We start from the raw sequence: 22174 nt of genomic DNA on the forward strand, positions 1-22174 counted from the left end.
CCGCGAAACCGCCGGCGGGCTTTTCATGTCCGGAGCCTCTCGATGAGCATCAATCCTTCCATCCAGTTCCGGCCGGCCGGGCCCGCCGACGCCGCCGCCATCCGGGAGATCGTGCGCTCGGCCTATGCCAAATGGGTGCCGCTGATCGGCCGCGAACCGCTGCCCATGCGCGCCGACTACGACATAGCCGTTGCCGGGCATGAGTTCGACCTTGCGATCGAGGAGGGCGAAATCGTCGGCGTGATCGAAACCATGCCGGCCGACGATCATGTCTGGATCGAGAATGTCTGCGTGGCGCCGCATGCGCAGGGAAGGGGCATCGGCCGGCTGTTGCTGGAGCGCGCCGAACGCAAGGCGCGCGAGGCAGGCCGCCCGGAGCTTCGCCTGCTGACCAATGGCGCCTTCGCGGCCAATGTGTCGCTTTACAAGAGGCACGGCTATAGGATCGACCGGGAGGAGCCGTTCATGAACGGTACGACTGTTTATATGAGCAAGAGGCTCGCTGGATAGACCGCAATCGGAGTTCGATTATGGCTGCTGAAATCAGGCTGAAGCAACTGCCCGGGCTGTATGCGATTTCGCGGCTCGAGCCTGGAGCGGGTATTCCCGGTTGGGCGGACGGGCCAGGCTTCGTCAGCATTACCAGAACCGAGGATGAACTTTCGATCGTCTGTCTGCAGGATCGCGTTCCAGATGCCGTCAAGCGGGATGACGAGTGGGTCGCCTTCAAGCTCCAAGGGCCTTTCGCTTTCGATGAAACCGGCATCGTGTTGTCGGTCATCAGGCCACTGTCGGAAAACGAGCTGGGCGTTTTCGTGGTGTCGACTTTCGACGGCGATCACCTGCTGGTGAAAGCCGCCGATCGGGTCGCGGCGACACGGTTTCTGGGCGAAGCCGGGCATACTCTGCTGTAATTCGTTCTGCTCCAGCTATCGTCCGCCCGGCTGGTTCAACCGCTCGCGACTCGCTCACCAGTTCGGGGGTTGCGTTTGACAGTGCCGGTCGCGCATCGTTATTTCTAGCCAGATATCACGCCGGACGGCTGTGCGGCGCCCCTCAGGAGAAATCATGTCACATAATCTGCAGTTCTACATCGATGGCGCGTGGGTCGATCCTGTCGTATCCAACACGCTCGATGTCATCGATCCGTCGAACGAAGATACCTTCGCGCAGATTTCGCTGGGCTCCAAGGCCGACGTCGACAAGGCCGTGGCCGCCGCGAAGCGCGCCTTCGGCACGTTCGGCTTCACCTCGGTCGAGGAACGGCTCGACATCCTCAACCGTGTCATCGAGGTCTACAAGAAGCGCAGCCCGGACCTTGCGGTCGCCGTGTCGCGCGAGATGGGCGCGCCGCGCCGGATGGCGCTCGAGAGCCAGGTCGGCATCGGGCTCGCGCATCTGGCCAAGATGGCGGAAGTGCTGAAGAGCTTCCAGTTCCGGCAGGTCAAGGGCTCCTCGCTGATCGTCAAGGAGCCGATCGGCGTCGTCGGCCTGATCACGCCATGGAACTGGCCGCTGAACCAGATCACCTGCAAGGTGGGTCCGGCACTTGCCGCCGGTTGCACCATGGTGCTGAAGCCGTCCGAGATCGCGCCGCTCGACGCCATCATCTTCGCCGAAATCCTCGACGAGGCCGGCGTGCCGAAGGGCGTGTTCAACCTCGTCAATGGCGACGGCCCCGGCGTCGGCCAGGCGCTGTCCAGCCATCCCGATATCGACATGATGTCGTTCACGGGCTCCACCCGGGCCGGCATATTGGTGGCCAAGGCCGCCGCCGATACGGTCAAGCGCGTGCACCAGGAGCTTGGTGGCAAGTCGGCCAACATCCTGTTCCCGGATGTCGACCTCGCCACCGCCGTGGCCAAGGGCGTGGCCGGCTGCTTCAGCAACAGCGGCCAGTCCTGCAACGCGCCGACGCGCATGTTCGTGCCGCGCGGCCGTCATGACGAGGCGGCTTCCTACGCCAAGGCGGCGGCGGAAAAGTTCGTGGTCGGTCCGGCCGACGCTCCCGGCACCAAGCTTGGCCCTGTCGTGAGCCAGGCCCAGTTCGACAAGATCCAGGACATGATCCAGAGCGGCATCGACGAGGGCGCCACGCTGGTCGCGGGCGGCCCCGGCCGTCCGGCCGAACTCAACCGTGGCTACTATGTCAGGCCGACCGTGTTCGCCGACGTCACCCACGACATGCGCATCGCGCGCGAGGAGATTTTCGGGCCGGTGCTGGCGATCATGCCCTATGATACAGTCGAACAGGTGGTCGAGCAGGCCAACGACACCGTCTACGGCCTTGCCTCCTATATCCAGGCCAAGGATATCCAGAAGGCGCGCGACGTCGCGGCGCGCATGCGCTCCGGCAATGTCTACATCAACTATCCCGCCTGGGACGCGGGCCTGCCCTTCGGCGGCTACAAGCAATCGGGCAATGGCCGCGAATACGCCGAATACGGGCTCGAGGATTTCCTCGAGATCAAGGGCATCGCCGGATACGAGGCGGCGGAGTAGGGCAAGACTTTTCGGGCCGGCACAAAAGCCGGCCCGGTCGAAAGGGACAGATCCCCGTCAGAGGGCTCTAACTCTTTGTTTTTGCGCAATTCCCAAGGGAGAGCGCTACGCGCTTTTTCCCGGAAAACCGCTACGCATTTTTCCTGGAATTGCTCTATCTCAGCGGCAGAAACAATTCGCAGACCACATCAGGCACCGGCACGTTCGGGAACACCGAAAAGTACCGTTGGCAATAGATCGGGAAGTCTCGTGCTTCCTCGCCGCTGGCAGGAAGCCAGTCGCGATAAAGGTAGAGCGCGGCTGGCTCCAGATTGTTGGTGTTGTGGACGACGCGCAACACCGCGCAGCGTCCGCCAGGGATCACACCTGCCTTCATCTGCCCGTCATCAGCATCGATTGGCAGGTCAGTCCCGACACACAGGTCCATGCTATAATCGGCTGGGTTGGCGGGAATCCGCTCGGAACGGAAGACGTTGAAGGTCGGGCTCGTCTCGGGTGACAGACCGGCGGCCTTGCGCCAGGCGATGAACCGCTGGATGGTGTCGCCAAGTGTCGCCCGGTCGCCTCGATGCCCCATGATCGCCACCGGCGTCGGGGGCACATCGCGGATCGTCACGTCATCGTGGTCATAGGTAATGTGCATGAGCTTGCTCCTCGCATTGTCCATAGGCCCGAAGGCCGCAAGCCACGGTGCCCAGTCGGGCGATTTCCGGAATGATGAAGGCGATTGCCCAAACCGTTGCCGAAAGGCGCGGGCGAAGGCGTCCGGCATCGTAACCGGCATCCATCGCTATGTCGGTGACGCTTTCGGCATCCCTGTAGGCCAGCCGGTATGAAGCGCGCTTCATGCGGGCGAGCTGGACATAGCGATGCACGGACAGCCCGAAGGTCGCCGTGAACTGCCGGTGTAAATGATATTTCGAGTAGGCTGCGACTCTGCTCAGCGCGTCCAGGTCCAGATCGTCGTCCAAATGCTGGTCTATGTGATCCAGCACCCGCTGCATCCGGGCATGGTAGTTTCGAAGCGCCGCCTTCATTGTTCTGTTCTCCGTGGCAGCACTAACTAAGCGCAGCGGGCATAACGCGCTCGACCGATCTTGCGGTTTTGTCACGGGTCGCAGAACCCCGCCAAGGACCGTTTACCGGCACGCCCGATCCTGGTTGGAAAATCTAATGTCCGGAACTCAACTGTACCGGATGCAATGTTGTTTCGGACGACCAAACCGCTGTGTGTCACGGTTTTCACCAGCAGCGGGTTGTCGTGCTCGTCTTGCCAATTGGCGAATGTATGCTATATGTCTGCCAATAGCGGGAGCAAGACAATGCAGCTTCAGTCCATCGTCACCACGCCGGCCGCGGTCGGCAGCGCCATCTCGGATGAAGAGGCCGGCGCCCTGGCGCGCACCACGGTCAACCTGTTCAAGGCGTGGGGCCTGACCGACCTCGAGGCCTGCATCCTGCTCGGCGGCATGTCGGCGCGCACCTGGGCGCGCTGGAAGGAAGGGGGCATCGGCCGCATCGACCGCGACCTGCGCACTCGCATGGCGCATCTGATGGGCATCCACAAGGGCCTGCGCTACCTCTTCACCGAGCCGGCGCGCGGCTATGCCTGGATCCGCAAGCCCAATGCCACATTCGGCGGCCAGTCGGCGCTCGACCTGATGCTGCGCGGCGAAATCTCCGACCTTGCCGCGATGCGCGAATGGCTCGACGCGGAGCGTGGTGCATGGTGAGTGGGCTCGCGGTCCGGCGCCGCGTCCACTGGCCCCAGACCTTCCGCATCATCCGCTCCATCCATCCGCCGATCGATCTTTTCGAGGATATTGCCGACCCGCGCGACTGGGAGGCGCTGGCCGCCGTCGAGGAGAAGACCAATCCGCGCATCCGGCTGGAACTCGGCGATCTCGGCAAGGTGCCGGCCGAAAGGCGGGTGTCCGGACCCGGCGCAAGTTTCGTGATGGCGCCCTTCGTGCATTGCTCGACGCTGCGGCCCGGCCGTTTCTCGGATGGCAGCTACGGCATCTACTATGCCGGCGACCGGGAGGAGGTGGCGCTGGCCGAAACCATCCACCACCACCAGAATTTTATGCGCGCCACCAAGGAGGAGCCGGGCTGGACGGCGGATTTCCGCGTGCTGATTGGCAGCGTCGATCGCGACCTCGATGACGTCAACGCGGTGCCCGGCGCGCTTGACCCGGACGACTACACCGCCTCGCAGGCTGAAGGCCGCGCCTTGCGTGCGGCCGGCAGCGACGGGCTGGTGTGGAACAGCGTGCGCATGCCAAGCGGGCAGTGCATCGGCATCTTCTGGCCGGATGTGATCCCAGTACCGGTGCAAGGCCGCCACTACAGCTATCACTGGAACGGCGGCCGCGTGGATTTCGTGCGCCAGCACGATACGGGCAAGGTGCTGGCGGTCACTTGAAGGCGGCGGCGCCGGTCAGTGCCGCAGGATCTTGCTCAGGAAGGCGCGGCTGCGATCGGTCCTGGGGTGCGAGAAGAACTCGTCGGGCGTGCCGCTTTCGACGATGGCGCCGGCGTCCATGAACACCACGCGCTGGGCGACCTTGCGGGCAAAGCCCATCTCATGCGTCACCACCATCATGGTCATGGCTTCCTCGGCAACCGCGACCATGACGTCGAGCACTTCCGAAATCATTTCGGGGTCGAGGGCGGAGGTCGGCTCGTCGAACAGCATGATCTTGGGGCGCATGCCGAGACAGCGGGCGATCGCCACACGCTGTTGCTGGCCGCCTGAAAGCTGCGCAGGATAGGCGTTGATCTTGTCGGCAAGCCCGACCTTGGCCAGCAGTTCGCGGCCGGCCTGCTCGGCCTCGGCGCGCGGGATCTTGCGGACATGGATCGGCGCCAGCGTGACGTTTTCGAGCGCGGTCTTGTGCGGGTAGAGGTTGAAGGACTGGAAGACGAAGCCGATCTCGGTGCGCAGCTTCGTCATGTTGGTGGTGGGGTCGCCGAGCCGCTGGCCGTCGACGACGAGGTCGCCATCCTTGATCGTCTCCAGCCCGTTGATGCAGCGGATAAGCGTGCTCTTGCCCGACCCGCTCGGGCCGCAAACGACGACCACTTCGCGCGGCTCGACGCTGAGCGTGATGTCCCTCAGCACGTTGAGCGTGCCGAACCATTTGTTGACGCCGCGAAAATCGATCATGCCCGTTTTGGTCATGTGGTCGGAACCTTTGGGTTCGATGTCATATCTGCACCTCGCCATGGGCGGCACCGATGCGCCGTTCGAGCCGGCGGGCGAGCATGATCAGCGGATAGCAGACGATGAAATAGCCGACGCCGACGAGGAAGAACACCAGCAGGCCGTTCGGCACGCGCTGCACCACCAGCCAGCCGACTCGGGTGAGGTCGGTCAGGCCGATCGCCGAGACGACGGAAGAATCCTTGATCAGCAGCACATATTGCCCGACCAGCGGCGGCAGCACGATGCGCATCGCCTGCGGTAGCACCACCTGGCGCATGCGCTGCCAGCGCGACAGGCCGGACGCCAGTGCCGCCTCGACCTGGCCCGTCGGAACCGAACGGATGCCGGCGGCGACGATCTCGCAGATGAAGCAGGCGGCGAGGTTGGTCAGCGCGATGATGCCGGCGGTGAAGGCGTCGAGCTCGATGCCCAGCTCCGGCAAGATGAAGAAGATCAGGAATATCTGCACCAGGAACGGCGTGCCGCGGATGAGGTCGACCCAGGCGCCGATCAAGCCGGCGATCAACCGGTTGCCGCTGGTCCGCAAGATGCCGAGGCCGAAGCCGAGCAGGGTGCCCAGCACCAGGCTGATCAGCGACAGCACCACCGTCATGCCGAGGCCGCGCAGCGCCAGCGGATAGCTGCCCGCAAGGCTTTGCAACTGTTGCCAGATCATGCGCGCGCTCCCGCCGAGCCAAGCCAGCGGCCGGAGAGAACCGCCAGCCCCTTGAGGCCGTAATAAAGCAGGAGGTAGAAGGCGGCGATGGTGAGAAATCCTTCCGCCGGCATGAAACGGTCGGAGGCGAGCAACTGGCCGGCGCGCGTCAGCTCGGCAACCGAGATCAGCGACAGGAGCGCCGAATCCTTGACCAGCACGATCGCTTGTCCCAGCAGCGGAGGGATCGTCACCTTGAACGCCTGTGGCAAGACCACCAGGCGCATGCGCTGAACATAGGTCATGCCCGAAGCAACACTGGCCTCAACCTGGCCGCGCGGGATCGACAGGATGCCGGCACGAATGATTTCAGCGACATAGGCGCCGCTGTTCAGTGACAACGCGAGGATACCGACGACGAGTTCGGGCAGCACGAAACCGAGGCGCGGCAGGCCGAAATAGAGAAAATAGAGCTGTGCCAGCAAGGGCGTGGCGCGTACGGCGTCGATATAGGCCTTGGCCGGCACCCGAAACAGCCAGCTGCGCTGCAGGTTCATCGCGCACAGCAGGATGCCGACCGCGAGCGCGCCGAAAAAGGACAGCGCCGACAGCCACACGGTCGTGACCAGGCCCTGCCCGAACAGGGGCAGGTATTCGACGATGGTGCGGAAGCTGAAATTCTCGAGCATGGGCGTGAATGGCGGGTAGGGATAGGGAGTAGTGAGTAGTGAGTAGTGAGTAGGCAGGCGGACCCTATTCACTACTCACTAATTCACTACTCACTAATGCCTAATCAGTGATCTTTCTTCCAGTCTTCCGAATTGACCCAGTAGTCGAGGTTCTTCTGCAGGCGGCCGTCGATGGTGACCTGGTTGAGGAACAGGTTCATCCAGATCAGGAGATCCGGCTCGTCATAGCGGGTGGCGAAGGCAAGCGGCTCCTTCGACAGCAGGTCCGGCATGATTGTGAAGGTGCCGGCCGGATAGGCCGTCGACTGGCCCTTGACCGCCGAGACGTCGTTGACGCCGCAATCGGCCTGGCCGTTGTTCACGGCGTCGAGCAGCAGCGGACCGCCGCCCTTGTAGCTCTTGATGTCGGCATCGGGGAAGGCGGCCTTGGCTTCCTTCTCGCCGGTGGCGCCGAGCAGCACGGCGATCTTGGTACCCTTGGCCTTGCAGTCCTCGGTGGTCTTGAACTTGCCGTCGGCCTTGGTGAAGACGGTGCTGCCCGTATACATGTAAGGCGTGGTGAAGGCGACCTTCATGCCGCGTGCCAGCGTCGGCGTCATGTCGGCGACCAGAAGGTCGGCCTTGCCCGAAAGCAGCGCCGGGATCAGGCCGTCCCAGTCGAAGTCGAGGAAGGTGATCTTGACGCCCATTTCCTTGGCCATCAGTTCGGCCAGTTCCACCGAGCTGCCGGTGCGTTCGCCATTGGCCCCGACCAGCGAGAAGGGCGGTCCCTGCGTCTGTACCGCGACACGCAGTTCGCCGCGCTTGGTGATGTCGTCGAGCGCTCCGGCGCTGGCGGCGGCGGTGAGGCCGGCCAGTGCGAGGCCGGCGATGAAAAGCTTGGCAATCTTCATTGGTTTCATTGGGCATTCCTCCTTTTGTCGTCTTGTTGTCTACCTTACAGGATGCTTTTTGAGCGGCGGCGCCGTTGCCGGCGGCGGCCACCGTTCGAAAATCCGTCTCTTGGTGCCGAGCCACCGTTTCGGCGACCATGATGCCGCGCGTGGCCAACGCGTCGACGAAAGGCGCGTCCGGCACATGCAGCAGCGAGTTGAGCAGGCCGAGCCCCCGAGAACCGCTATCCTCATGCCGACTCCTTGCGAATGCTGTCGTCCGACCAGCAGCCTTCCGGCAGGCTGACCCATTTGTTGCAGGACGCCATGACGACGAAGGTCTCGCTCCGCACGACCTCGCCCGGCTCGCCGGCGCCCGGGATCAACTCGCTGGTGACGCGGTAGAGATCGGCGACGTCTCCGGCTACCGTCACGTCGACGATGATGTCGAAGCGCCCGGTGACGACCGAGGCCGAGTTGACGAAGGGCAGTTCGGAAATGCGCTGCGCCAGTTCGCGAGCGCGGCCGCGCCCTTGCGCGTTGATGCCGACGATGGCCGAGATCAGTTCGGGCCGCTCCGTCAGGTTCAAGAGACCGACGATCTTGAGCAGGTTGCGGTCGAGCAGGTTGCGCAGCCGCGTGCGCACGGTCGGCACCGAGATCGCCAGAATCTCGGCGAGGCGGTTGATGCCCGGCTGCGCGTCCTGCGACAGCTGTTTGACCAGACGCCGATCGGTCAGATCGAGATGTTCCCGCAAGTCCCCCGTCTTTCATAAAACGAAAAAAGCTAGGCGATTTTTTTGCCTATGTGCAAACAAGCTATTTCATGGATTCCTTAAAGGCAAGGCATGATTCCACGCGAATTCAGCATGTGGGCGGCGGCTTCACACCAGTGCGGCGACCAGCAGCTTGGCCTGCGGCGTCAACTTGTCGAAGCGGCGGGCGCAGAGATTGAGCTGGCGGGTTCCCCAGTCGTCCGTCAGCCGCAGGCTGCGCAGGCTGGGCACCGAGCGGCGCACGATGCTTTCCGGCACGATGGCGACGCCCGCGCCCTGGGCCACCAGCCTACAGACATTGTCGAGGCCGGGCACGCGGATGCGAAAATGCAGATGACCGCCAAGGCGCGCGGCCTGGCGGGAGATGTGCTCCTGCAAGGGATGCCCGGCGCTCAGGCCGACAAAGGTTTCACCGAGAATGTCGGCGAGGCCGGTCGCGCGCCCTTCGAGGCCGGGGCGGTTGCGCGCGGCGATCACCACCAGCCTATCGACGAAGAACGGTTTCTGCTCGAGATGTGAAAGGCCGGCCCAGGTCGCGGCAATGCCGAGATCGGCTGCGCCGCTCGCCACCGCCTCGGCGATCTCGTGGCTGGGGCGCTCATCGAGCTCTACGTCGATGCCGGGATGCGCGACCAGAAAGGCCGGCAGTCTGTCGCGCAGAAGCTCGCTGGTGGCGGCCGTGTTCGCGAGCAGGCGGACCCGCGCGCGCAGGCCGGTGGCATAGGCGCCGAGCTCGCCGGCCATCGCCTCGATCTGGTTCTGCACCGCGCGCGCGTGGTGCAGCAGTGCCTGGCCGGCGGCGGTCGGCACCACGCCGCGCCGGCGGCGCTCCAGCAGCGGCGCGCCGAGCCTGTCCTCCATGCCCTTGATGCGAGCGCTGGCCGAAGCCAGCGCCAGGCCCGCGAGCTCGGCGCCATGGGTGATGCTGCCGCGCTCGGCGACCAGCAGGAACAGCCGGAGATCGACCAGGTCGAAGCGCATCTTTTTCCTCCCGCAAGACAGCCCGGGCGATGGCCGCCATCACGCGATCGATGGCAGCGGGCCGACCGGCTTGCGGCGCCAGCCTTCGTCTAAGCCGAAGGCTGGCGCCGCGATTTCCACATTGTGGGTGACGGCGAATTTCGTCAAACAGTTTCGGTGGAGGTCCATGATGAGAATGAGAAAACCGGCATCGAACCGGCAAGGGCTCGGCATCGCTGAAAGCGCGGCGATGCTGCTGGCGGTTGCCGTTGCTCTTCTGGCCATGGCGCGCTCGAATTCCGGCATGCCAGGATGCGCCATGACATCCGCCCTTGTCAGCAGGGCCGCCGCCGGACCGGCGGCAGCCGGGACCGCCGCCGCCGACATGCTGCTCCATGATTGAGCCGCTGAGCGCCGCCGCCGTCGCCTGGGTCTGCGCCGTCTTCCTTGCCGCCGGCTTCGTCAAGGGCGTGGTCGGGATGGGCCTGCCGACAGTGGCGATGGGCCTGCTGGCGGTGACCATGGCGCCGGCCGAGGCGGCCACGCTTCTGCTGATCCCGTCGCTGGTCACCAATCTGTGGCAATTGTCCACCGGTCCTTCGTTCGGCGGGCTCGTCAGGCGGCTATGGACGATGATGGCCGGCGTGGTGATCGGCACCGTTGCCGGCGCCGGCCTGCTCACCGGCGCGCATACGGCGGCCGCATCCGGCGCGCTCGGCGTGGCACTGATGCTCTACGCCTTTCTCGGCCTCGCCAAGGCCGGCTTTTCGACGCCGCCACGCCACGAGGCCTTGCTATTGCCGCTGGTCGGGGTGGCGACCGGCCTGGTCACCGGCGCCACCGGCGTCTTCGTCATTCCGGCGGTGCCCTACCTGCAATCGCTGCGGCTGGGCAGGGAAGAGCTGATCCAGGCGCTCGGCCTGTCCTTCACCGTGTCGACGGCGGCGCTGGCCATCGGGCTGTTCAGGGCAGGCGCCCTAGCCTCGCCGACGGCCGGGCTGGCGGGCTCGGTCGCGGCGCTGGCGCCTGCGCTCGCCGGCATGGCTGTCGGCCAGGCGCTGCGCCAGCGCATGAGCGTCGAGACTTTTCGCAAAGTGTTCTTCGCGGGGCTCTTGGCGCTGGGATTTTATCTGGTGGCCGAAGCGGCGTTCTGAGTGGCGCTTGCAGGGAGCCGGACTGGCTGGACCCGGCCTACCGCACCACCAGGACCGGGATTTCGCTGTAGGACACGACTTCCGCTGTCTGGCTTCCCAGAAGCAGCCTGCCCAGTCCGCGGCGGCCGTGCGAGGCCATGACGATCAGGTCGCAGCGTTCGGTCTGCGACAGTTCCAGGATCGCCTCGGCGGGCCTTCTGTCCTCGATGTGCACGACCTTGGCCGACACGCCCAGCCCCTCGGCGGAAGCCTTGCATTTGTCGAGCACTTCCTTGCCGTATTTGCGGGCTTCTTCCTGATAGGCGGCCAGCTCATCGCCCGCGGCGTAGCCGGCCATGGCGCCGCCCCAGGCGAAGATCGGGAATTGTTCCGAGACGGTGACGAAGGTCACGGTGGCGCCGATGCCCTTTGCCAGCCCGAGGCCGTGGGCAACGCCCTTGTCGGCCAGTTCCGACCCGTCGGTGGCGATGAGCAGATGTTTGTACATGATGATCGTGACCTATCGTGCTTGGTGAACTATGAACCACACATAATTATTCCCGGCGCCCAGTCATTGTGCCAATGCGGCGGGGATCAGGGCCAGGGAATGTGGTGGGCATTGACATGGACCGCACCCAAACGGGCGCTCCACCCCGGACTTTCGCGCCAACTGGATTCCCCTTCGCCGCATCGTCCTCTAAGGTGCGGCAACTTCGAAAGGCCGTCGTGAGCAGTGCGTTTCCTCAAATCCATCTGGTCAGGCATGGCGAGACGGCGTGGAGCCTTTCGGGCCAGCACACCGGCCGCACCGACATGCCGCTGACAACGGCCGGCGAGGCGGCCGCGCGGGGTGTGGCGGATCGGCTGAAAGGCCTGCCGTTTTCGGCCGTGTGGTCGAGCCCCTCGCAGCGCGCCTACAACACCAGTCTGCTTGCCGGCTTCGGGGCGCAAAGCATCAAGATGGACGACCTGCAGGAATGGGACTACGGCGCCTATGAAGGGCGAACCACCAGGGAGATCCTGGCCGAACGGCCGGGCTGGAACGTCTTTCGCGACGGCTGCCCGCAAGGCGAAACGGCGGCCGATGTGGGCGCCCGCGCCGACAGGATCATCGATCGCCTGCGCGAGGCCAATGCCGACATGCTGATCTTTTCCAGCGCGCACTTCCTGCGCGTGCTCACCGCCCGCTGGCTCGGCTTGCCGCCGCAGGACGGCGCGCTGTTCGTGCTCGATACAGCCAGCATCAGCGTGCTCGGCTACGAGCATGACCTCGGCGAGCCGGTGGTGCGCAAGTGGAACGGGAAGTAGGGCGGCCTAGCTGTCGAACTTCCGGATCGCCTCGGCGGTTACAGGCGTGAAGAAATTCACCAGATTGCGGTCGGGGTCGCGGAACAGCAGCGAGCGGTTGCCCCAGGGCATGGTGGTAGGCTCCTGGACAATTGCACCCTTGATGGTTTCCGCCAGCCTGGCGAATTCGGCATCGACGTCGCCGACTCGGAATTCGATGATGGCCGTGCGGTTGTCGGCTGGGCGGGCGATGTCGCTGCCGAACAGCATCAGGGTGCGCGTGCTGCCGATCGCCAGCGTGCAGGCCGACGTCGCCAGTTCGGCGAAATCCTCCGTGTACATCGTCACCGGCATTCCGGTGATCTCGCCATAGAAGCGCACGAGGCGCTGGACATCGGACGTGATGATGCGGACAGAGACGAAATTCATCGCATTGGCTCCTTGATCGTCGAAGCCGCGGCTGGGCTCCCGGCCTTCTATAGGCCGGGGGTCCTGACAGCTTTCCGTCAGGAGCCGGAAGTGCCGGCCGATTTGCCGAACGGCAGTGCCGACCTTGCGCCTATTCATCCCGCCAGCAGCGCCAATTCGTCGGGCGTCAAATGCCTCGCAGTACCCTTGGCGAGGTCGCCGAGCGGCAAGCTGCCAATGGCGATCCGGATCAGGCGCTTGACCTCAATGCCGTGGGCGGCGAGCAGGCGCCGGATGTGGCGATTGCGGCCCTCGTCGAGCACGATCTCCAGCCAGGCGGTGCGGCCGCCGCTGCGCAGCAGCTCGATCGAGTTCGCAGTCAGCATTTCACCCTCGACGGTAACGCCGGCGCGCAGCGCTTCCAGCACCGCCGCGTCGGGTACCGTGCCGATCTGGACATGATAGGTCTTGGGCAGATGCGAGGCCGGGTCCATCAGCCGGTTGGCAAAGCGCGTGTCGTTGGTCATCAGCAGCAGGCCCTCGCTCGCCTTGTCGAGCCGGCCGACGGGGGAGACGAAAGGCAGGTCGAGCCCTTCCAGGCAGGCATAGACGGTGTCGCGCTCCAGCGGGTCCTCGCGGGTGGTGACCAGCCCGCGCGGCTTGTTGAGCATGAGATAGACCTTGCGCTCGGCAACGATTTTTTCGCCGTCGACGGCGATGCGGTCGCGATCCATATCGACGCGCAGGGAAGCATCGCGCGCGACCTTGCCACCGACGCGCACACGGCCCTCGGCGATCAGCCGCTCGGCCTGCGTGCGCGAGCACAGGCCGAGCTTCGACAGCGCGCGGTTGAGGCTGACGCCGGGTCGTGGTGGTCGTGGAGCCATGCTGCTTCGGATCGATCCGTTGTACCGGCCCAGATGCCATGGCCGGCGACGGCTGCGCAAGCCGCCGCCAAGGTCGGGACCTTGCCGGACAGCGGTGCCGCCCGGCAAGCGCTAGTCGCGCCGGCTCAGGCCGCTTGCTCGGTCTCGCCCGCGATCCCGTTCAGCACGGCAAGCGCGTTGGCCGGCAGCTCCAACTCCGCCGCCGCCAGATTCTGCCGCAGATGCGCGACGGACGAGGTGCCGGGGATGAGCAGAATGTTGGGCGCGCGGCGCAGCAGCCAGGCGAGCGCCACCTGCATGGGCGTCGCGCCGAGTTTTTGCGCGACATCGGCCAGCGTGCTCGATTGCAGCGGCGTGAAGCCGCCGAGCGGGAAGAACGGCACATAGGCGATGCCGTCGGCGGCAAGCTCGTCGATCAGCGCGTCGTCCTCGCGATGCGCGATGTTGTACTGGTTCTGCACGCAGACAATGTCGACGATGCCGCGCCCCTGCGCGATCTGGGTTGATGTGACATTGCTCAAGCCGATATGGCGCACCAGACCCTGACGCTGCAGTTCGGCGAGCGTATTCAGTTGGGGTTCGAGCGAGCCTTCGGCCGGGCCGTGTATGCCGTGCATGGAGCGCAGGTTGACGATCTCGATCGTGTCCAGGCCGAGATTGCGCAAATTGTCGTGCACGGCCTGTGTCAGCTCCTGCGGTGACATTGCGGGGATCCATGATGCGTCCGCGCCACGCCGGGCACTGATCTTGGTGACGATGGTGAGGTTGGCGGGGTAGGGATGCAGGGCCTCGCGGATGATCCGGTTGGTGATGTGCGGGCCGTAGAAATCGCTGGTGTCGATATGATCGATACCGCTCGCCACCGCCTCGCGCAGCACGGCGAGTGCACCGTCATGGTCTTTTGGCGGGCCGAACACGCCGGGTCCGGCCAGTTGCATGGCGCCGTAGCCCATGCGCTTCACCGTACGGTCGCCGAGCTTGAAGGTTCCGGCCTTGCTGATGTCAGTCATGGTCTCAATCTCCTGTGGATCGGCCCAGATATAGACAATGCACGCTTGCGCGATAATATGGCGCAATCGGCACAGGCTGTGCAGAAAGGCGAACAATGGCGGATCTGGGCGACCTCCAGGCATTCATGGCGGTGGCGCGCGCCGGCGGCTTTCGCGAGGCGGCCAGGGTCAGCGGCGTCAGCGCCTCCAGCCTCAGCGAAACGGTGCGGCGGCTGGAGGCGGGGCTCGGCGTGCGGCTCCTCAACCGCACCACGCGCAGCGTCGCACCGACCGAGGCCGGCGCGCGCCTGCTGGAGCGGCTGGGCCCCGCGCTCGGCGAGGTCGAGGCAGCGCTCGATGTCGTCAACGGCTTTCGCGGCCGCCCGGCCGGCACGCTGCGGCTCAACGTGCCTGTCGTGGCGGCGAAACTGGTGCTGCCGCGCCTTCTGCCGCCCTTCCTTGCCGCCTATCCCGACATAAGACTGGAGGTGACCGCCGAGGACAGTTTCGTCGACATACTGGCGAGCGGCTGCGATGCCGGCATCCGCTATGACGAGCGGCTGGAGCAGGACATGATCGCCGTACCGATCGGCCCGCGCCGGCAGCGCTTCGCCACCGCTGCCGCAACGGCCTATCTCGACCGGCGTGGTCGGCCCGACCATCCGCGCGACCTGCTCGATCACGCATGCCTGCGCGGCCGCTTCGCCAGCGGCCTGACGCCGCCCTGGGAGTTCGAGCGCGACGGCGAGATAGTGAGCGTCGAGCCGACCGGGCCGCTGCTGGTCAGCACCGGCACGGCTATGGCGCTTGCGCTCGATGTGGCGGTCGCCGGCGGCGGCATCGTCTCGCTGTTCGAGGACTGGCTGCGTCCCTATTTCGACGATGGCCGGCTCGAGCCGGTACTGGAGCCCTGGTGGCAGGAGTTTTCCGGCCCATTCCTCTATTACCCCGGCCGCCGCCTCATACCGGCGCCGCTGCGGGCATTCATCGACTTTGTCGGCGGGATGCGGTGGTGAGGCGCCGCGATGACGGTTTCATGGGACGCATGGTCGGATGCAACCCGCTGCGCATTTTTCTGAAATTGTTTCGGAAAGAGCAACGATCATCGCAGCGGGTCCGATGACACTTACGCTTTGGGGCGCTTCGCCAGGGCGCGAATGCGGTCGGCGACCGCGCTGTCGACCGGATTGTAGACGGTCAGGCTCAGATCCGGGCGGCCGTCGACCGCGAACCCCGAATATTCCAGTTCGATATCGCCGAGCACCGGGTGCTTCAGCCGCTTGGTTCCGTCGCCATGGCTGAGCACGTCGTTCTCGCGCCACAGGGCGGCGAATTCGGGGCTGGCGCTGCACAGTTCGTCGACGAGTTCGCGTACCTCGGACACCGCGCCGGCACGCGCCGCGTCGGCGCGGAAGGCGCCCACCACGAAACGGGCGAGGCTTTCCCAGTCGTGCTGCTTTTCGCGCATGGCCGGGCTGCGGAACATGAAGCGCAGGATGTTGCGCTGGTCGGCGGGCAGGGCGCTGTAATCGGTCAGCACGACCTGGGCGGCGCGGTTCCAGGCAACGACATCCCAGGTGGCGGTCCTGACCAAGGCGGGGCTCGCTTCAAGCGTGTCGAGGAGGCGCTGCAGCCGGGGGCTGATGCCTTCCGCGCCGATATAGCGGACCTCGGGCGGGCGTCCGAGCCCGAGCATGAAAAGATGCTCGCGCTCGGCCTCGGTCAGCATCAGCCCCTTGGCAATGCGGTTCAGCACATCGGCCGAAGGCGCGCCGCCACGACCCTGTTCCAGCCATGTGTACCAGGTAGGGCTGATGTTGGCGCGCTGGGCCACCTCTTCCCGGCGCAGCCCCGGCGTGCGCCGACGCCCTGAAAATCCGAACGAGGCCGGATCGAGCCGGGTGCGCCGGTCTCTCAGAAACGCCGCGAGCGAACCGGCGGAATTGGTGGGCATCCTGTTAGCCATTATACCACGATAAGATCACTACTTTAATGGAATAATAGACCGGCGATACTGCGCAGGCAATCGTGCAGGAGAATTCGCATGCGTATCTTTTTGACCGGCGCGACCGGTTTCATCGGCTCGGCGCTCGTTGCGGAGCTCATCAAGGCGGGCCATCAGGTGGTCGGCGTCACTCGCTCCGAAGCGGGGGCCGAAGCGCTGACGGCGGCGGGCGCCGAAGTGCATCGGGGAACGCTCGAGGATCCCGAGGGCCTGCGCGAGGGCGCGGCGAAGGCGGAAGCGGTGATCCACACGGCGTTCGACCATGATTTCTCGCGCTTTGCCGAGAATTGCGAGAAGGATAGCCGTGTCATCGCGGCACTCGGCCAAGCATTGGCCGGATCCGACCGGCCGCTGGTGATCACTTCCGGCGTCGGCGTGGGCAGCCCCGGACATGGCGAGCTTGCCAGCGAGGACGTCTTCAACGCCAGCCATCCCAATCCGCGCATCGCCTCGGAGCTCGCCGGCAATGCCTTGCTGGAAGCCGGCGTCAACGTCTCGGTGGTGCGGCTGCCGCAGGTTCACAACCCGGTCAAGCAAGGGCTCATCACGCCGCTCATCGAAATCGTGCGCCAGAAAGGCGTTTCGGCCTATGTCGGCGAGGGCCGCAACCGCTATGCGGCGGGCCATCTCCTGGACGCGGCGCGCCTCTACCGGCTGGCAGTGGAAAAGCAGCAGCCCGGCGCGCGCTATCACGCGGTCGGCGAGGAAGGCGTCGAAGTACGCGCTATCGCGGAGGTGATCGGGCGGGGCCTCAACGTGCCGGTGGTTTCGATCGCGCCGGAACAGGCGGCGGAGCATTTCGGCTGGATGGCGATGTTCGCCCCGATGGATCTGCCGGCCTCCAGCGCGCTGACCCAGGCGCGGCTCGGCTGGCAGCCGACCGGCCCGACTCTGATCGCCGATCTCGAGGCCATGCAGTACGACGCATGATGCGCCGATAAAGCGTCGTCAGCCGACGGCGTAGCGCAAATGGACGAGCCCGTGGGCGAGGGCTTCGCAGCTTTTGAGCGACAGTTGCATCTTGCCCGCGAGGCCGGTTTCGCCGAATTCGACGAAACCCTGGTTAGCCGCCCGCCCGTCCAGGGCGGGAGCCACGAGAAGGCTGAGCTCGTCGACAAGGCCGGCCGCGAAGAAGGAACCGTTGATGCCGGCGCCGCCCTCGAGCAGCAGCCGGCGAATGGCGAATTCGCGGTTGAGAACTTCGAGCATCCGGCCGAGATCCATGTCGGCCGTTTCCGCCACGATATAGGACACGCCGTCGGCAGCGAGCTCGGCCAGGTGGCTGTCGGCGACATCGTGCCCAAGCAGCACCACGACATGGTCGCCGCCAATGTCGGGTTTGGAAAAGTGGAGCTTGCCCGAGGGATCGAGCGCCACCGCATAGCTGCCCGTACCGGTTTGCGCGACATGATAGGGTCGGTCGACCTTGCCCGCATCGGCCGGCGGGTGCGCGCCGGCCTTGCTCATCTCGGCCATGGTGACGCGGCCGACGATCCAGCCGTCGCCCGCAAACTCATTATGGATATGCTCGTAGAGGCTCGACCATTCGGCCCGGGTGCCATCGGGACTGGCCGTGTAGCGGCTCGGGTGGAGACTGCCGTCCAGCGACGCGATCATATGGCAGATGATATATGGTTTCATGCGGGTGTCTCCAGCAAACGAGCTCAGGCGCGGTTCAAACTAGGGCCAGCGCCGGAGATTGGAAGCTGGGCACTCGGCTCATCCAAATTCCGGCCATTGCCGTCTGGCCCTGTTATATCGATGTTGCACAAATGGTTGAGCCTGGGCTAGCATCCGTTTGCTGGTGCCGACGGGAGGTAGTTTTTGCAACGGCGATCAGCTGGAGCGGCATGCGTTAGCAACGCAAGGAGGATGCTCCAACACTTTGAACCGACGCATGATCCTTCCTGAAACCGTCCCGGTTTCCGGGGCCGTGCGTTCTTGTGGAGGAGGATCCCATGAACAGACGTGAATTCCTGATGACGTCCGTGGCCGCGGGCGCCATGGTGCTTGCCGCGCCCTCGGCATTTGCGCAGGACAAGCTCACCATTCTCGGCTCGGTGCCCAGTCTCGGCTTTCCGTTCTTCGTGCACATGCTGAACGCGATCAAGGCCGAAGCGCAGGCGCAGGGCGTCAACCTGACCGAGAGCGATGGCCAGAACTCGGCCACCAAGCAGACCGCCGACATCGAGGCGGCCCTGGTGCAGAAGGTCAACGCCATCGTGATCTCGCCGCTCGACGTCAACGCGCTGGCGCCGGCCATCGAGGAAGCGGTCAAGGCGGGCGTTCCCGTGGTCACGATCGATCGCCGCGTCGACGGTGTCGAGGGCATTCTCGCCCATGTCGGCGCCGACAACGTCAAGGGTGGCGAGGCGGAAGCTCAGGCCGTGGTGGCGGCATTCCCCAACGGCGCCAAATTGTTCCATCTGCAGGGCCAGCCCGGCGCCGGGCCGGCGATCGACCGCAACAAGGGCGTGCACAATGTGCTCGATCCCTTGAAGGACAAATACCAGATCGTCTTCGAGCAGACCGCCAATTTCGCCCGAGCCGAGGCGCTGTCGGTGACGGAAGCCGGCCTTGCCGCCAACGGCAAGCCGGACGCGATCGTCTGCGCCAATGACGACATGGCGCTGGGCGCCATGGAGGCTTGTGCCGCGCGCAACTTCACCGACGTCAAGATCTACGGCTTCGACGCGCTGCCGGAAGCGCTGGTCGCGGTCCGCGACGGCAAGCTCGCCGGCACGGTCGAACAATTTCCCGGCCAGCAGTCGCGCACGGCCGTGCAGATCGCCGTCGCCTACGCCAGAGACAAGACGGAGCCGAAGGAGAAGCTGGTGCTGTTGACGCCGATCGTCATCGGCAAGGACAATCTCGACAAGGCCGAGAGGTTGAACGAGACGAAGTGAGGGCTTGGTGCATGACGGACGGAGGTCGCGTTCTGTCGCGCCCCCCTCTGTCCTGCCGGACATCTCCTCCCTCGAGGGGGGAGATTGGCTGGTTCTCTGCTTTCGCCAATCTCCGACGTTGCAGGAAGAGTGCGCCATCAATACTGCCGATCTCCCCCCTCGAGGGGGAGATGGCCGGCAGGCCAGAGGGGGGCGTTCACGCGCTGAAGAGGCCAGCATGAATCGGATCGAGGAAGCAATCATTGGCTGAAGCCGCACCCGTCCTGCTCGCCGTCGAGGGCGTCACCAAGCATTTCGCCGGCGTCACCGCGCTGAACGATGTCTCGCTCGATATCAGGCCCGGCGAAATCCTCGGCCTGCTGGGCGAAAACGGCGCCGGCAAGTCGACGCTGCTGAAAATCCTGTCGGGCGTGATACCGCCCTCCAGCGGCCACATTGTCTTCGACGGCGCCGACTACCGGCCGTCGAGCCCGCAAGATGCCAAGCGGCTCGGCATCGTCACCATCTACCAGGAACTCAGCCTGATCCCGACGCTGACGGTGGCGGAGAATATCTTCATAGGCCGCGCCCCGACCGGTCCGCTCGGCCTTGTCTCCTGGCGCAAGATGGAGCAGGACTCCCGCACGATCATCGCCCGCGTCGGCCTCACGATCGATCCGATGACGCCGGTCTCGGCGCTTTCGGTGGCCGAGCAGCAGCTCGTCGAGATTGCACGGGCGCTGTCGCTGAAGAGCCGGCTGATCATCATGGACGAGCCGACATCAGCGCTAACCGAGACAGAGGTGCAGCGGCTGCTGTCGATCATGGACAGGCTGCGCAAGGACCATGTCGCCATCATGTTCGTCACCCATCGGCTGGAGGAGGCCGCCGCCATCTGCGACCGCATGACGGTGCTCCGGGACGGCAGGTTGGCCGGCAATCTCGACCGCGAAGGCGGGCCGATCCGATTGCCGCGCATCATCGAGAAAATGGTTGGCCGCGCGGCGTCCGAACTCTATGCGCGGCCGGCGCAGCGCACGGTGGCCGGCGACGTCGTGTTGTCGGTGCGCGGATTGCGCACCGTGCGCGACCCCGAAGCGCCGCACGCCATCGTGCTCGACGGCGTCGATATCGACCTGAAGGCCGGCGAGATCCTGGGTGTCGCCGGGCTGGTCGGCTCGGGCCGCACCGAGCTGGCGCGCGCCATTTTCGGCGCCGACCGCATCGCGGCGGGCACGATCACGCTCGACGGCAGGCCGATCGCTCCGGCCTCGCCGGCGGACGCCATCAAGCTCGGCATCGGCCTGGTGCCGGAGGACCGCAAGCACCAGGCGATCTTTGCCGCATTGGGCATATTGGTGAATTTTTCGGTGGCCTCGCTCGGCCGCTTCAGCAACGGTTTTGGGTTCATGGCCGAGCGGCGCGAGCGCGATGCGCTGGCGGGGTTCCGGAAAATGCTGTCGATCCGCATGGCGTCGGCCGAGCAGGCGATCGAGGGCCTGTCGGGCGGCAACCAGCAGAAGGTGATCCTGGCGCGCTGGCTGGCGCGGGATCCCAAGGTGCTGATCGTCGACGAGCCGACGCGCGGCGTCGACGTCGGCGCCAAGGCCGAGGTGCACCAGATCCTGGTGCAATTGGCAGCGCGCGGCATAGCGGTGATGATTATTTCGTCCGAGCTGCCCGAAGTGCTGGCTGTGTCGGACCGGATCGTGACCATGCGCAAGGGACGCATCACCGGGCAGATGCCGGGCATCGAGGCAAGCGAGGAAAAACTGATGGAACTGATGGCGCTCGACCAGCCGGGAGCGGTTGAGGAGGAGGCACGATGAGCGTGGCCGAGGAGCATAGCCGGCGTGGCGGCATCAGCATTGCGCGGCTCTTGATGAATTTCGGGCCGCTGCTGTTCCTGGCGGCGCTCGTGGTCGTCTTCACCGTGCTGAAGCCGAGCTTCATCGATCCGATCAATCTGTTCAACATCACCCGCCAGATATCGATCACCGGGCTGATCGCGCTCGGCATGACCTTCGTCATCCTTACCGCCGGCATCGATCTCTCGGTCGGCTCGCTGCTGGCCTTCTGCGGCATGGTGGCGGCCGTGGTCGCCAAGGGCGGCACTGCCAACACGCTGTCGCTGTCGACGTCGGGAACGCAGGGCTATGGCTGGTTCGCGGCGCTGCTCGCTGCCGTGGTAGTGGGGGCGGTGGCCGGCGGTGTTCAGGGCTTTGCCATCACCAGGCTGAAAGTGCCGCCCTTCGTCGTCACGCTGGGCGGGCTCACCGTGTTTCGCGGCCTGACGCTGACCATCTCCAATGGCGGCCCGATCTCGGGCTTCGACGCTTCCATGCGCTGGTTCGGCACCGGGCTGATCGGCCCCGTGCCGGTGCCGGCGATCATCTTCGCGGCGGCCGCCATCCTGTGCCACATCGTGCTGCGCTACACGCGCTATGGACGCGCCGTCTACGCCGTCGGCGGCAATGCCGAGGCCGCACGGCTGTCGGGCCTGCGCGTCGACCGCATCCTGGTCTCTGTCTATGTCATCGTCGGCTTCTTCGCCGGGCTCGCCGCCTTCGTGCTGTCGGCCAGGCTGAATTCGTCCGAAGCGGTGGCCGGCATCGGCTACGAGCTGACGGTCATCTCGGCCGTCGTCATCGGCGGCACCTCGCTGTTCGGCGGCATCGGCTCGGTCGGCGGCACGGTGGTGGGCGCCGCCCTGATCGGCGTGCTGCAGAATGGGCTCCAGTTCAACAACGTCTCGTCCTACACGCAAAGCATCGTCATCGGCCTGATCCTGATCCTGGCGGTGGCGTTCGATCGCTGGCTGAAGTCGCGGGTGAGGCGCTAATTCCTTCTCCCCCTTGTTGTGGGAGAAGGGGAAATCGCCGCTCTGCCATAGGCAGGAGAGCTCGCCACCTTTCTTG

25 protein-coding genes and 2 pseudogenes are annotated in these 22174 nt (G+C 65.3%); 13 read left to right on the plus strand and 14 right to left on the minus strand.

What is annotated here, in order from left to right:
• Nucleotides 1-42: 42 nt before the first annotated feature.
• From LB532_RS28010 to LB532_RS28020, 3 genes are all read left to right on the plus strand, one after another.
• Nucleotides 43-510 (plus strand): GNAT family N-acetyltransferase, encoded by a 468-nt coding sequence (locus LB532_RS28010; RefSeq protein WP_140642017.1) that lies wholly within the window; start codon nucleotides 43-45, stop codon nucleotides 508-510.
• Between the two features lie 20 nt (nucleotides 511-530).
• Complete coding sequence (locus LB532_RS28015) at nucleotides 531-914, plus strand: ACT domain-containing protein (RefSeq protein WP_140642019.1); 384 nt, start codon at nucleotides 531-533, stop codon at nucleotides 912-914.
• A 154-nt stretch (nucleotides 915-1068) separates the two neighbouring features.
• Nucleotides 1069-2502: an aldehyde dehydrogenase family protein gene (locus LB532_RS28020; RefSeq protein WP_140642021.1), complete on the plus strand. Its 1434-nt coding sequence runs from the start codon at nucleotides 1069-1071 to the stop codon at nucleotides 2500-2502.
• Between the two features lie 154 nt (nucleotides 2503-2656).
• Here LB532_RS28020 and LB532_RS28025 read toward each other — a convergent pair.
• Nucleotides 2657-3539: pseudogene (locus LB532_RS28025) on the minus strand (GyrI-like domain-containing protein).
• Between the two features lie 285 nt (nucleotides 3540-3824).
• On the opposite strand from LB532_RS28025, the gene LB532_RS28030 reads away from it, so the two are divergent.
• Together LB532_RS28030 and LB532_RS28035 are read left to right on the plus strand one after the other, a co-directional pair.
• Nucleotides 3825-4235 (plus strand): MbcA/ParS/Xre antitoxin family protein, encoded by a 411-nt coding sequence (locus tag LB532_RS28030; RefSeq protein ID WP_140499170.1) that lies wholly within the window; start codon nucleotides 3825-3827, stop codon nucleotides 4233-4235.
• The gene (locus tag LB532_RS28035) at nucleotides 4229-4927 is read left to right on the plus strand and encodes an RES family NAD+ phosphorylase (RefSeq protein WP_140642023.1); all 699 of its coding nucleotides are present in this window, start codon (nucleotides 4229-4231) and stop codon (nucleotides 4925-4927) included. The genes LB532_RS28030 and LB532_RS28035 overlap by 7 nt, the downstream gene beginning before the upstream one ends.
• 15 nt (nucleotides 4928-4942) lie before the next feature.
• Here the strand turns inward: LB532_RS28035 and LB532_RS28040 are convergent, their stop codons facing one another.
• From LB532_RS28040 to LB532_RS28070, 7 genes are all read right to left on the minus strand, one after another.
• Nucleotides 4943-5686 (minus strand): amino acid ABC transporter ATP-binding protein, encoded by a 744-nt coding sequence (locus tag LB532_RS28040; RefSeq protein WP_140642025.1) that lies wholly within the window; start codon nucleotides 5684-5686, stop codon nucleotides 4943-4945.
• Between the two features lie 25 nt (nucleotides 5687-5711).
• Nucleotides 5712-6386 carry an amino acid ABC transporter permease gene (locus LB532_RS28045; protein WP_140642027.1) on the minus strand — a complete coding sequence of 225 codons (675 nt, stop codon included), beginning with the start codon at nucleotides 6384-6386 and terminating at the stop codon, nucleotides 5712-5714.
• Nucleotides 6383-7054: an amino acid ABC transporter permease gene (locus LB532_RS28050; protein ID WP_140642122.1), complete on the minus strand. Its 672-nt coding sequence runs from the start codon at nucleotides 7052-7054 to the stop codon at nucleotides 6383-6385. The genes LB532_RS28045 and LB532_RS28050 overlap by 4 nt, the downstream gene beginning before the upstream one ends.
• Before the next feature lie 104 nt (nucleotides 7055-7158).
• Nucleotides 7159-7947: an ABC transporter substrate-binding protein gene (locus LB532_RS28055; RefSeq protein WP_140642124.1), complete on the minus strand. Its 789-nt coding sequence runs from the start codon at nucleotides 7945-7947 to the stop codon at nucleotides 7159-7161.
• A gap of 230 nt (nucleotides 7948-8177) precedes the next feature.
• Nucleotides 8178-8684, minus strand: a complete 507-nt coding sequence (locus LB532_RS28060) for an Lrp/AsnC family transcriptional regulator (protein ID WP_140642029.1) — start codon at nucleotides 8682-8684, stop codon at nucleotides 8178-8180.
• Nucleotides 8685-8810: 126 nt separating this feature from the next.
• Nucleotides 8811-9683 carry a LysR substrate-binding domain-containing protein gene (locus LB532_RS28065; protein WP_140642031.1) on the minus strand — a complete coding sequence of 291 codons (873 nt, stop codon included), beginning with the start codon at nucleotides 9681-9683 and terminating at the stop codon, nucleotides 8811-8813.
• A gap of 39 nt (nucleotides 9684-9722) precedes the next feature.
• Nucleotides 9723-10049, minus strand: coding sequence for a hypothetical protein (locus LB532_RS28070; protein ID WP_140642033.1), 327 nt, complete (start codon nucleotides 10047-10049; stop codon nucleotides 9723-9725).
• An 8-nt stretch (nucleotides 10050-10057) separates the two neighbouring features.
• Here LB532_RS28070 and LB532_RS28075 point away from each other — a divergent pair, with 8 nt between their 5' ends.
• Nucleotides 10058-10816: a sulfite exporter TauE/SafE family protein gene (locus LB532_RS28075; RefSeq protein WP_140642035.1), complete on the plus strand. Its 759-nt coding sequence runs from the start codon at nucleotides 10058-10060 to the stop codon at nucleotides 10814-10816.
• 37 nt (nucleotides 10817-10853) lie between these two features.
• On the opposite strand, the gene LB532_RS28080 is transcribed toward LB532_RS28075, so the two are convergent.
• Nucleotides 10854-11303, minus strand: a complete 450-nt coding sequence (locus LB532_RS28080) for a universal stress protein (RefSeq protein WP_140642037.1) — start codon at nucleotides 11301-11303, stop codon at nucleotides 10854-10856.
• Nucleotides 11304-11521: 218 nt separating this feature from the next.
• On the opposite strand from LB532_RS28080, the gene LB532_RS28085 reads away from it, so the two are divergent.
• Nucleotides 11522-12103 carry a histidine phosphatase family protein gene (locus LB532_RS28085; RefSeq protein WP_140642039.1) on the plus strand — a complete coding sequence of 194 codons (582 nt, stop codon included), beginning with the start codon at nucleotides 11522-11524 and terminating at the stop codon, nucleotides 12101-12103.
• Nucleotides 12104-12109: 6 nt separating this feature from the next.
• Here the strand turns inward: LB532_RS28085 and LB532_RS28090 are convergent, their stop codons facing one another.
• The 3 genes from LB532_RS28090 to LB532_RS28100 all read right to left on the minus strand — a co-directional run bounded on the left by LB532_RS28090 (nucleotide 12110) and on the right by LB532_RS28100 (nucleotide 14387).
• Nucleotides 12110-12511 carry a VOC family protein gene (locus LB532_RS28090; protein WP_140642041.1) on the minus strand — a complete coding sequence of 134 codons (402 nt, stop codon included), beginning with the start codon at nucleotides 12509-12511 and terminating at the stop codon, nucleotides 12110-12112.
• 134 nt (nucleotides 12512-12645) lie between these two features.
• Nucleotides 12646-13377 carry a pseudouridine synthase gene (locus LB532_RS28095; protein ID WP_224557506.1) on the minus strand — a complete coding sequence of 244 codons (732 nt, stop codon included), beginning with the start codon at nucleotides 13375-13377 and terminating at the stop codon, nucleotides 12646-12648.
• A 125-nt stretch (nucleotides 13378-13502) separates the two neighbouring features.
• Nucleotides 13503-14387: an aldo/keto reductase family oxidoreductase gene (locus LB532_RS28100; protein ID WP_140642045.1), complete on the minus strand. Its 885-nt coding sequence runs from the start codon at nucleotides 14385-14387 to the stop codon at nucleotides 13503-13505.
• Between the two features lie 95 nt (nucleotides 14388-14482).
• Here LB532_RS28100 and LB532_RS28105 point away from each other — a divergent pair, with 95 nt between their 5' ends.
• The gene (locus LB532_RS28105; RefSeq protein WP_140642047.1) at nucleotides 14483-15382 is read left to right on the plus strand and encodes a LysR family transcriptional regulator; all 900 of its coding nucleotides are present in this window, start codon (nucleotides 14483-14485) and stop codon (nucleotides 15380-15382) included.
• A 110-nt stretch (nucleotides 15383-15492) separates the two neighbouring features.
• On the opposite strand, the gene LB532_RS28110 is transcribed toward LB532_RS28105, so the two are convergent.
• Nucleotides 15493-16320: a helix-turn-helix transcriptional regulator gene (locus LB532_RS28110; RefSeq protein WP_181169448.1), complete on the minus strand. Its 828-nt coding sequence runs from the start codon at nucleotides 16318-16320 to the stop codon at nucleotides 15493-15495.
• A gap of 90 nt (nucleotides 16321-16410) precedes the next feature.
• On the opposite strand from LB532_RS28110, the gene LB532_RS28115 reads away from it, so the two are divergent.
• Nucleotides 16411-17301: an SDR family oxidoreductase gene (locus LB532_RS28115; RefSeq protein WP_140642050.1), complete on the plus strand. Its 891-nt coding sequence runs from the start codon at nucleotides 16411-16413 to the stop codon at nucleotides 17299-17301.
• 18 nt (nucleotides 17302-17319) lie between these two features.
• On the opposite strand, the gene LB532_RS28120 is transcribed toward LB532_RS28115, so the two are convergent.
• Nucleotides 17320-18012, minus strand: a complete 693-nt coding sequence (locus LB532_RS28120) for a RibD family protein (protein WP_140642052.1) — start codon at nucleotides 18010-18012, stop codon at nucleotides 17320-17322.
• A gap of 317 nt (nucleotides 18013-18329) precedes the next feature.
• Here LB532_RS28120 and LB532_RS28125 point away from each other — a divergent pair, with 317 nt between their 5' ends.
• From LB532_RS28125 to LB532_RS28135, 4 genes and pseudogenes are all read left to right on the plus strand, one after another.
• Nucleotides 18330-19277, plus strand: coding sequence for a substrate-binding domain-containing protein (locus LB532_RS28125; RefSeq protein WP_140642054.1), 948 nt, complete (start codon nucleotides 18330-18332; stop codon nucleotides 19275-19277).
• Between the two features lie 323 nt (nucleotides 19278-19600).
• Nucleotides 19601-20029 (plus strand): annotated as a pseudogene (locus LB532_RS30445) (ATP-binding cassette domain-containing protein); the annotation flags it as partial.
• The gene (locus LB532_RS28130) at nucleotides 20003-21085 is read left to right on the plus strand and encodes a sugar ABC transporter ATP-binding protein (RefSeq protein ID WP_411908905.1); all 1083 of its coding nucleotides are present in this window, start codon (nucleotides 20003-20005) and stop codon (nucleotides 21083-21085) included. The pseudogene LB532_RS30445 and the gene LB532_RS28130, both read left to right, overlap by 27 nt.
• On the plus strand, nucleotides 21082-22098 hold the full coding sequence (locus tag LB532_RS28135) for an ABC transporter permease (RefSeq protein WP_140642058.1): 1017 nt from the start codon (nucleotides 21082-21084) through the stop codon (nucleotides 22096-22098). Before LB532_RS28130 ends, LB532_RS28135 begins: the two co-directional genes overlap by 4 nt.
• Nucleotides 22099-22174: the final 76 nt, after the last annotated feature.

Source organism: Mesorhizobium sp. ESP-6-2, assembly GCF_020164675.1.
Classification (GTDB): Bacteria; Pseudomonadota; Alphaproteobacteria; order Rhizobiales; family Rhizobiaceae; genus Mesorhizobium.

Excerpts from the sequence above, each read along its gene's own strand:
- LB532_RS28010 (WP_140642017.1), top strand. The coding sequence starts at position 43 with ATGAGCATCAATCCTTCCATCCAGTTCCGGCCGGCCGGGCCCGCCGAC.
- LB532_RS28015 (WP_140642019.1), top strand. The coding sequence starts at position 531 with ATGGCTGCTGAAATCAGGCTGAAGCAACTGCCCGGGCTGTATGCGATT.
- LB532_RS28020 (WP_140642021.1), top strand. The coding sequence starts at position 1,069 with ATGTCACATAATCTGCAGTTCTACATCGATGGCGCGTGGGTCGATCCT.
- LB532_RS28030 (WP_140499170.1), top strand. The coding sequence starts at position 3,825 with ATGCAGCTTCAGTCCATCGTCACCACGCCGGCCGCGGTCGGCAGCGCC.
- LB532_RS28035 (WP_140642023.1), top strand. The coding sequence starts at position 4,229 with ATGGTGAGTGGGCTCGCGGTCCGGCGCCGCGTCCACTGGCCCCAGACC.
- LB532_RS28040 (WP_140642025.1), bottom strand. The coding sequence starts at position 5,686 with ATGACCAAAACGGGCATGATCGATTTTCGCGGCGTCAACAAATGGTTC.
- LB532_RS28045 (WP_140642027.1), bottom strand. The coding sequence starts at position 6,386 with ATGATCTGGCAACAGTTGCAAAGCCTTGCGGGCAGCTATCCGCTGGCG.
- LB532_RS28050 (WP_140642122.1), bottom strand. The coding sequence starts at position 7,054 with ATGCTCGAGAATTTCAGCTTCCGCACCATCGTCGAATACCTGCCCCTG.
- LB532_RS28055 (WP_140642124.1), bottom strand. The coding sequence starts at position 7,947 with ATGAAGATTGCCAAGCTTTTCATCGCCGGCCTCGCACTGGCCGGCCTC.
- LB532_RS28065 (WP_140642031.1), bottom strand. The coding sequence starts at position 9,683 with ATGCGCTTCGACCTGGTCGATCTCCGGCTGTTCCTGCTGGTCGCCGAG.
- LB532_RS28070 (WP_140642033.1), bottom strand. The coding sequence starts at position 10,049 with ATGTCGGCGGCGGCGGTCCCGGCTGCCGCCGGTCCGGCGGCGGCCCTG.
- LB532_RS28075 (WP_140642035.1), top strand. The coding sequence starts at position 10,058 with ATGATTGAGCCGCTGAGCGCCGCCGCCGTCGCCTGGGTCTGCGCCGTC.
- LB532_RS28080 (WP_140642037.1), bottom strand. The coding sequence starts at position 11,303 with ATGTACAAACATCTGCTCATCGCCACCGACGGGTCGGAACTGGCCGAC.
- LB532_RS28090 (WP_140642041.1), bottom strand. The coding sequence starts at position 12,511 with ATGAATTTCGTCTCTGTCCGCATCATCACGTCCGATGTCCAGCGCCTC.
- LB532_RS28095 (WP_224557506.1), bottom strand. The coding sequence starts at position 13,377 with ATGGCTCCACGACCACCACGACCCGGCGTCAGCCTCAACCGCGCGCTG.
- LB532_RS28100 (WP_140642045.1), bottom strand. The coding sequence starts at position 14,387 with ATGACTGACATCAGCAAGGCCGGAACCTTCAAGCTCGGCGACCGTACG.
- LB532_RS28105 (WP_140642047.1), top strand. The coding sequence starts at position 14,483 with ATGGCGGATCTGGGCGACCTCCAGGCATTCATGGCGGTGGCGCGCGCC.
- LB532_RS28110 (WP_181169448.1), bottom strand. The coding sequence starts at position 16,320 with ATGCCCACCAATTCCGCCGGTTCGCTCGCGGCGTTTCTGAGAGACCGG.
- LB532_RS28115 (WP_140642050.1), top strand. The coding sequence starts at position 16,411 with ATGCGTATCTTTTTGACCGGCGCGACCGGTTTCATCGGCTCGGCGCTC.
- LB532_RS28120 (WP_140642052.1), bottom strand. The coding sequence starts at position 18,012 with ATGAAACCATATATCATCTGCCATATGATCGCGTCGCTGGACGGCAGT.
- LB532_RS28125 (WP_140642054.1), top strand. The coding sequence starts at position 18,330 with ATGAACAGACGTGAATTCCTGATGACGTCCGTGGCCGCGGGCGCCATG.
- LB532_RS28135 (WP_140642058.1), top strand. The coding sequence starts at position 21,082 with ATGAGCGTGGCCGAGGAGCATAGCCGGCGTGGCGGCATCAGCATTGCG.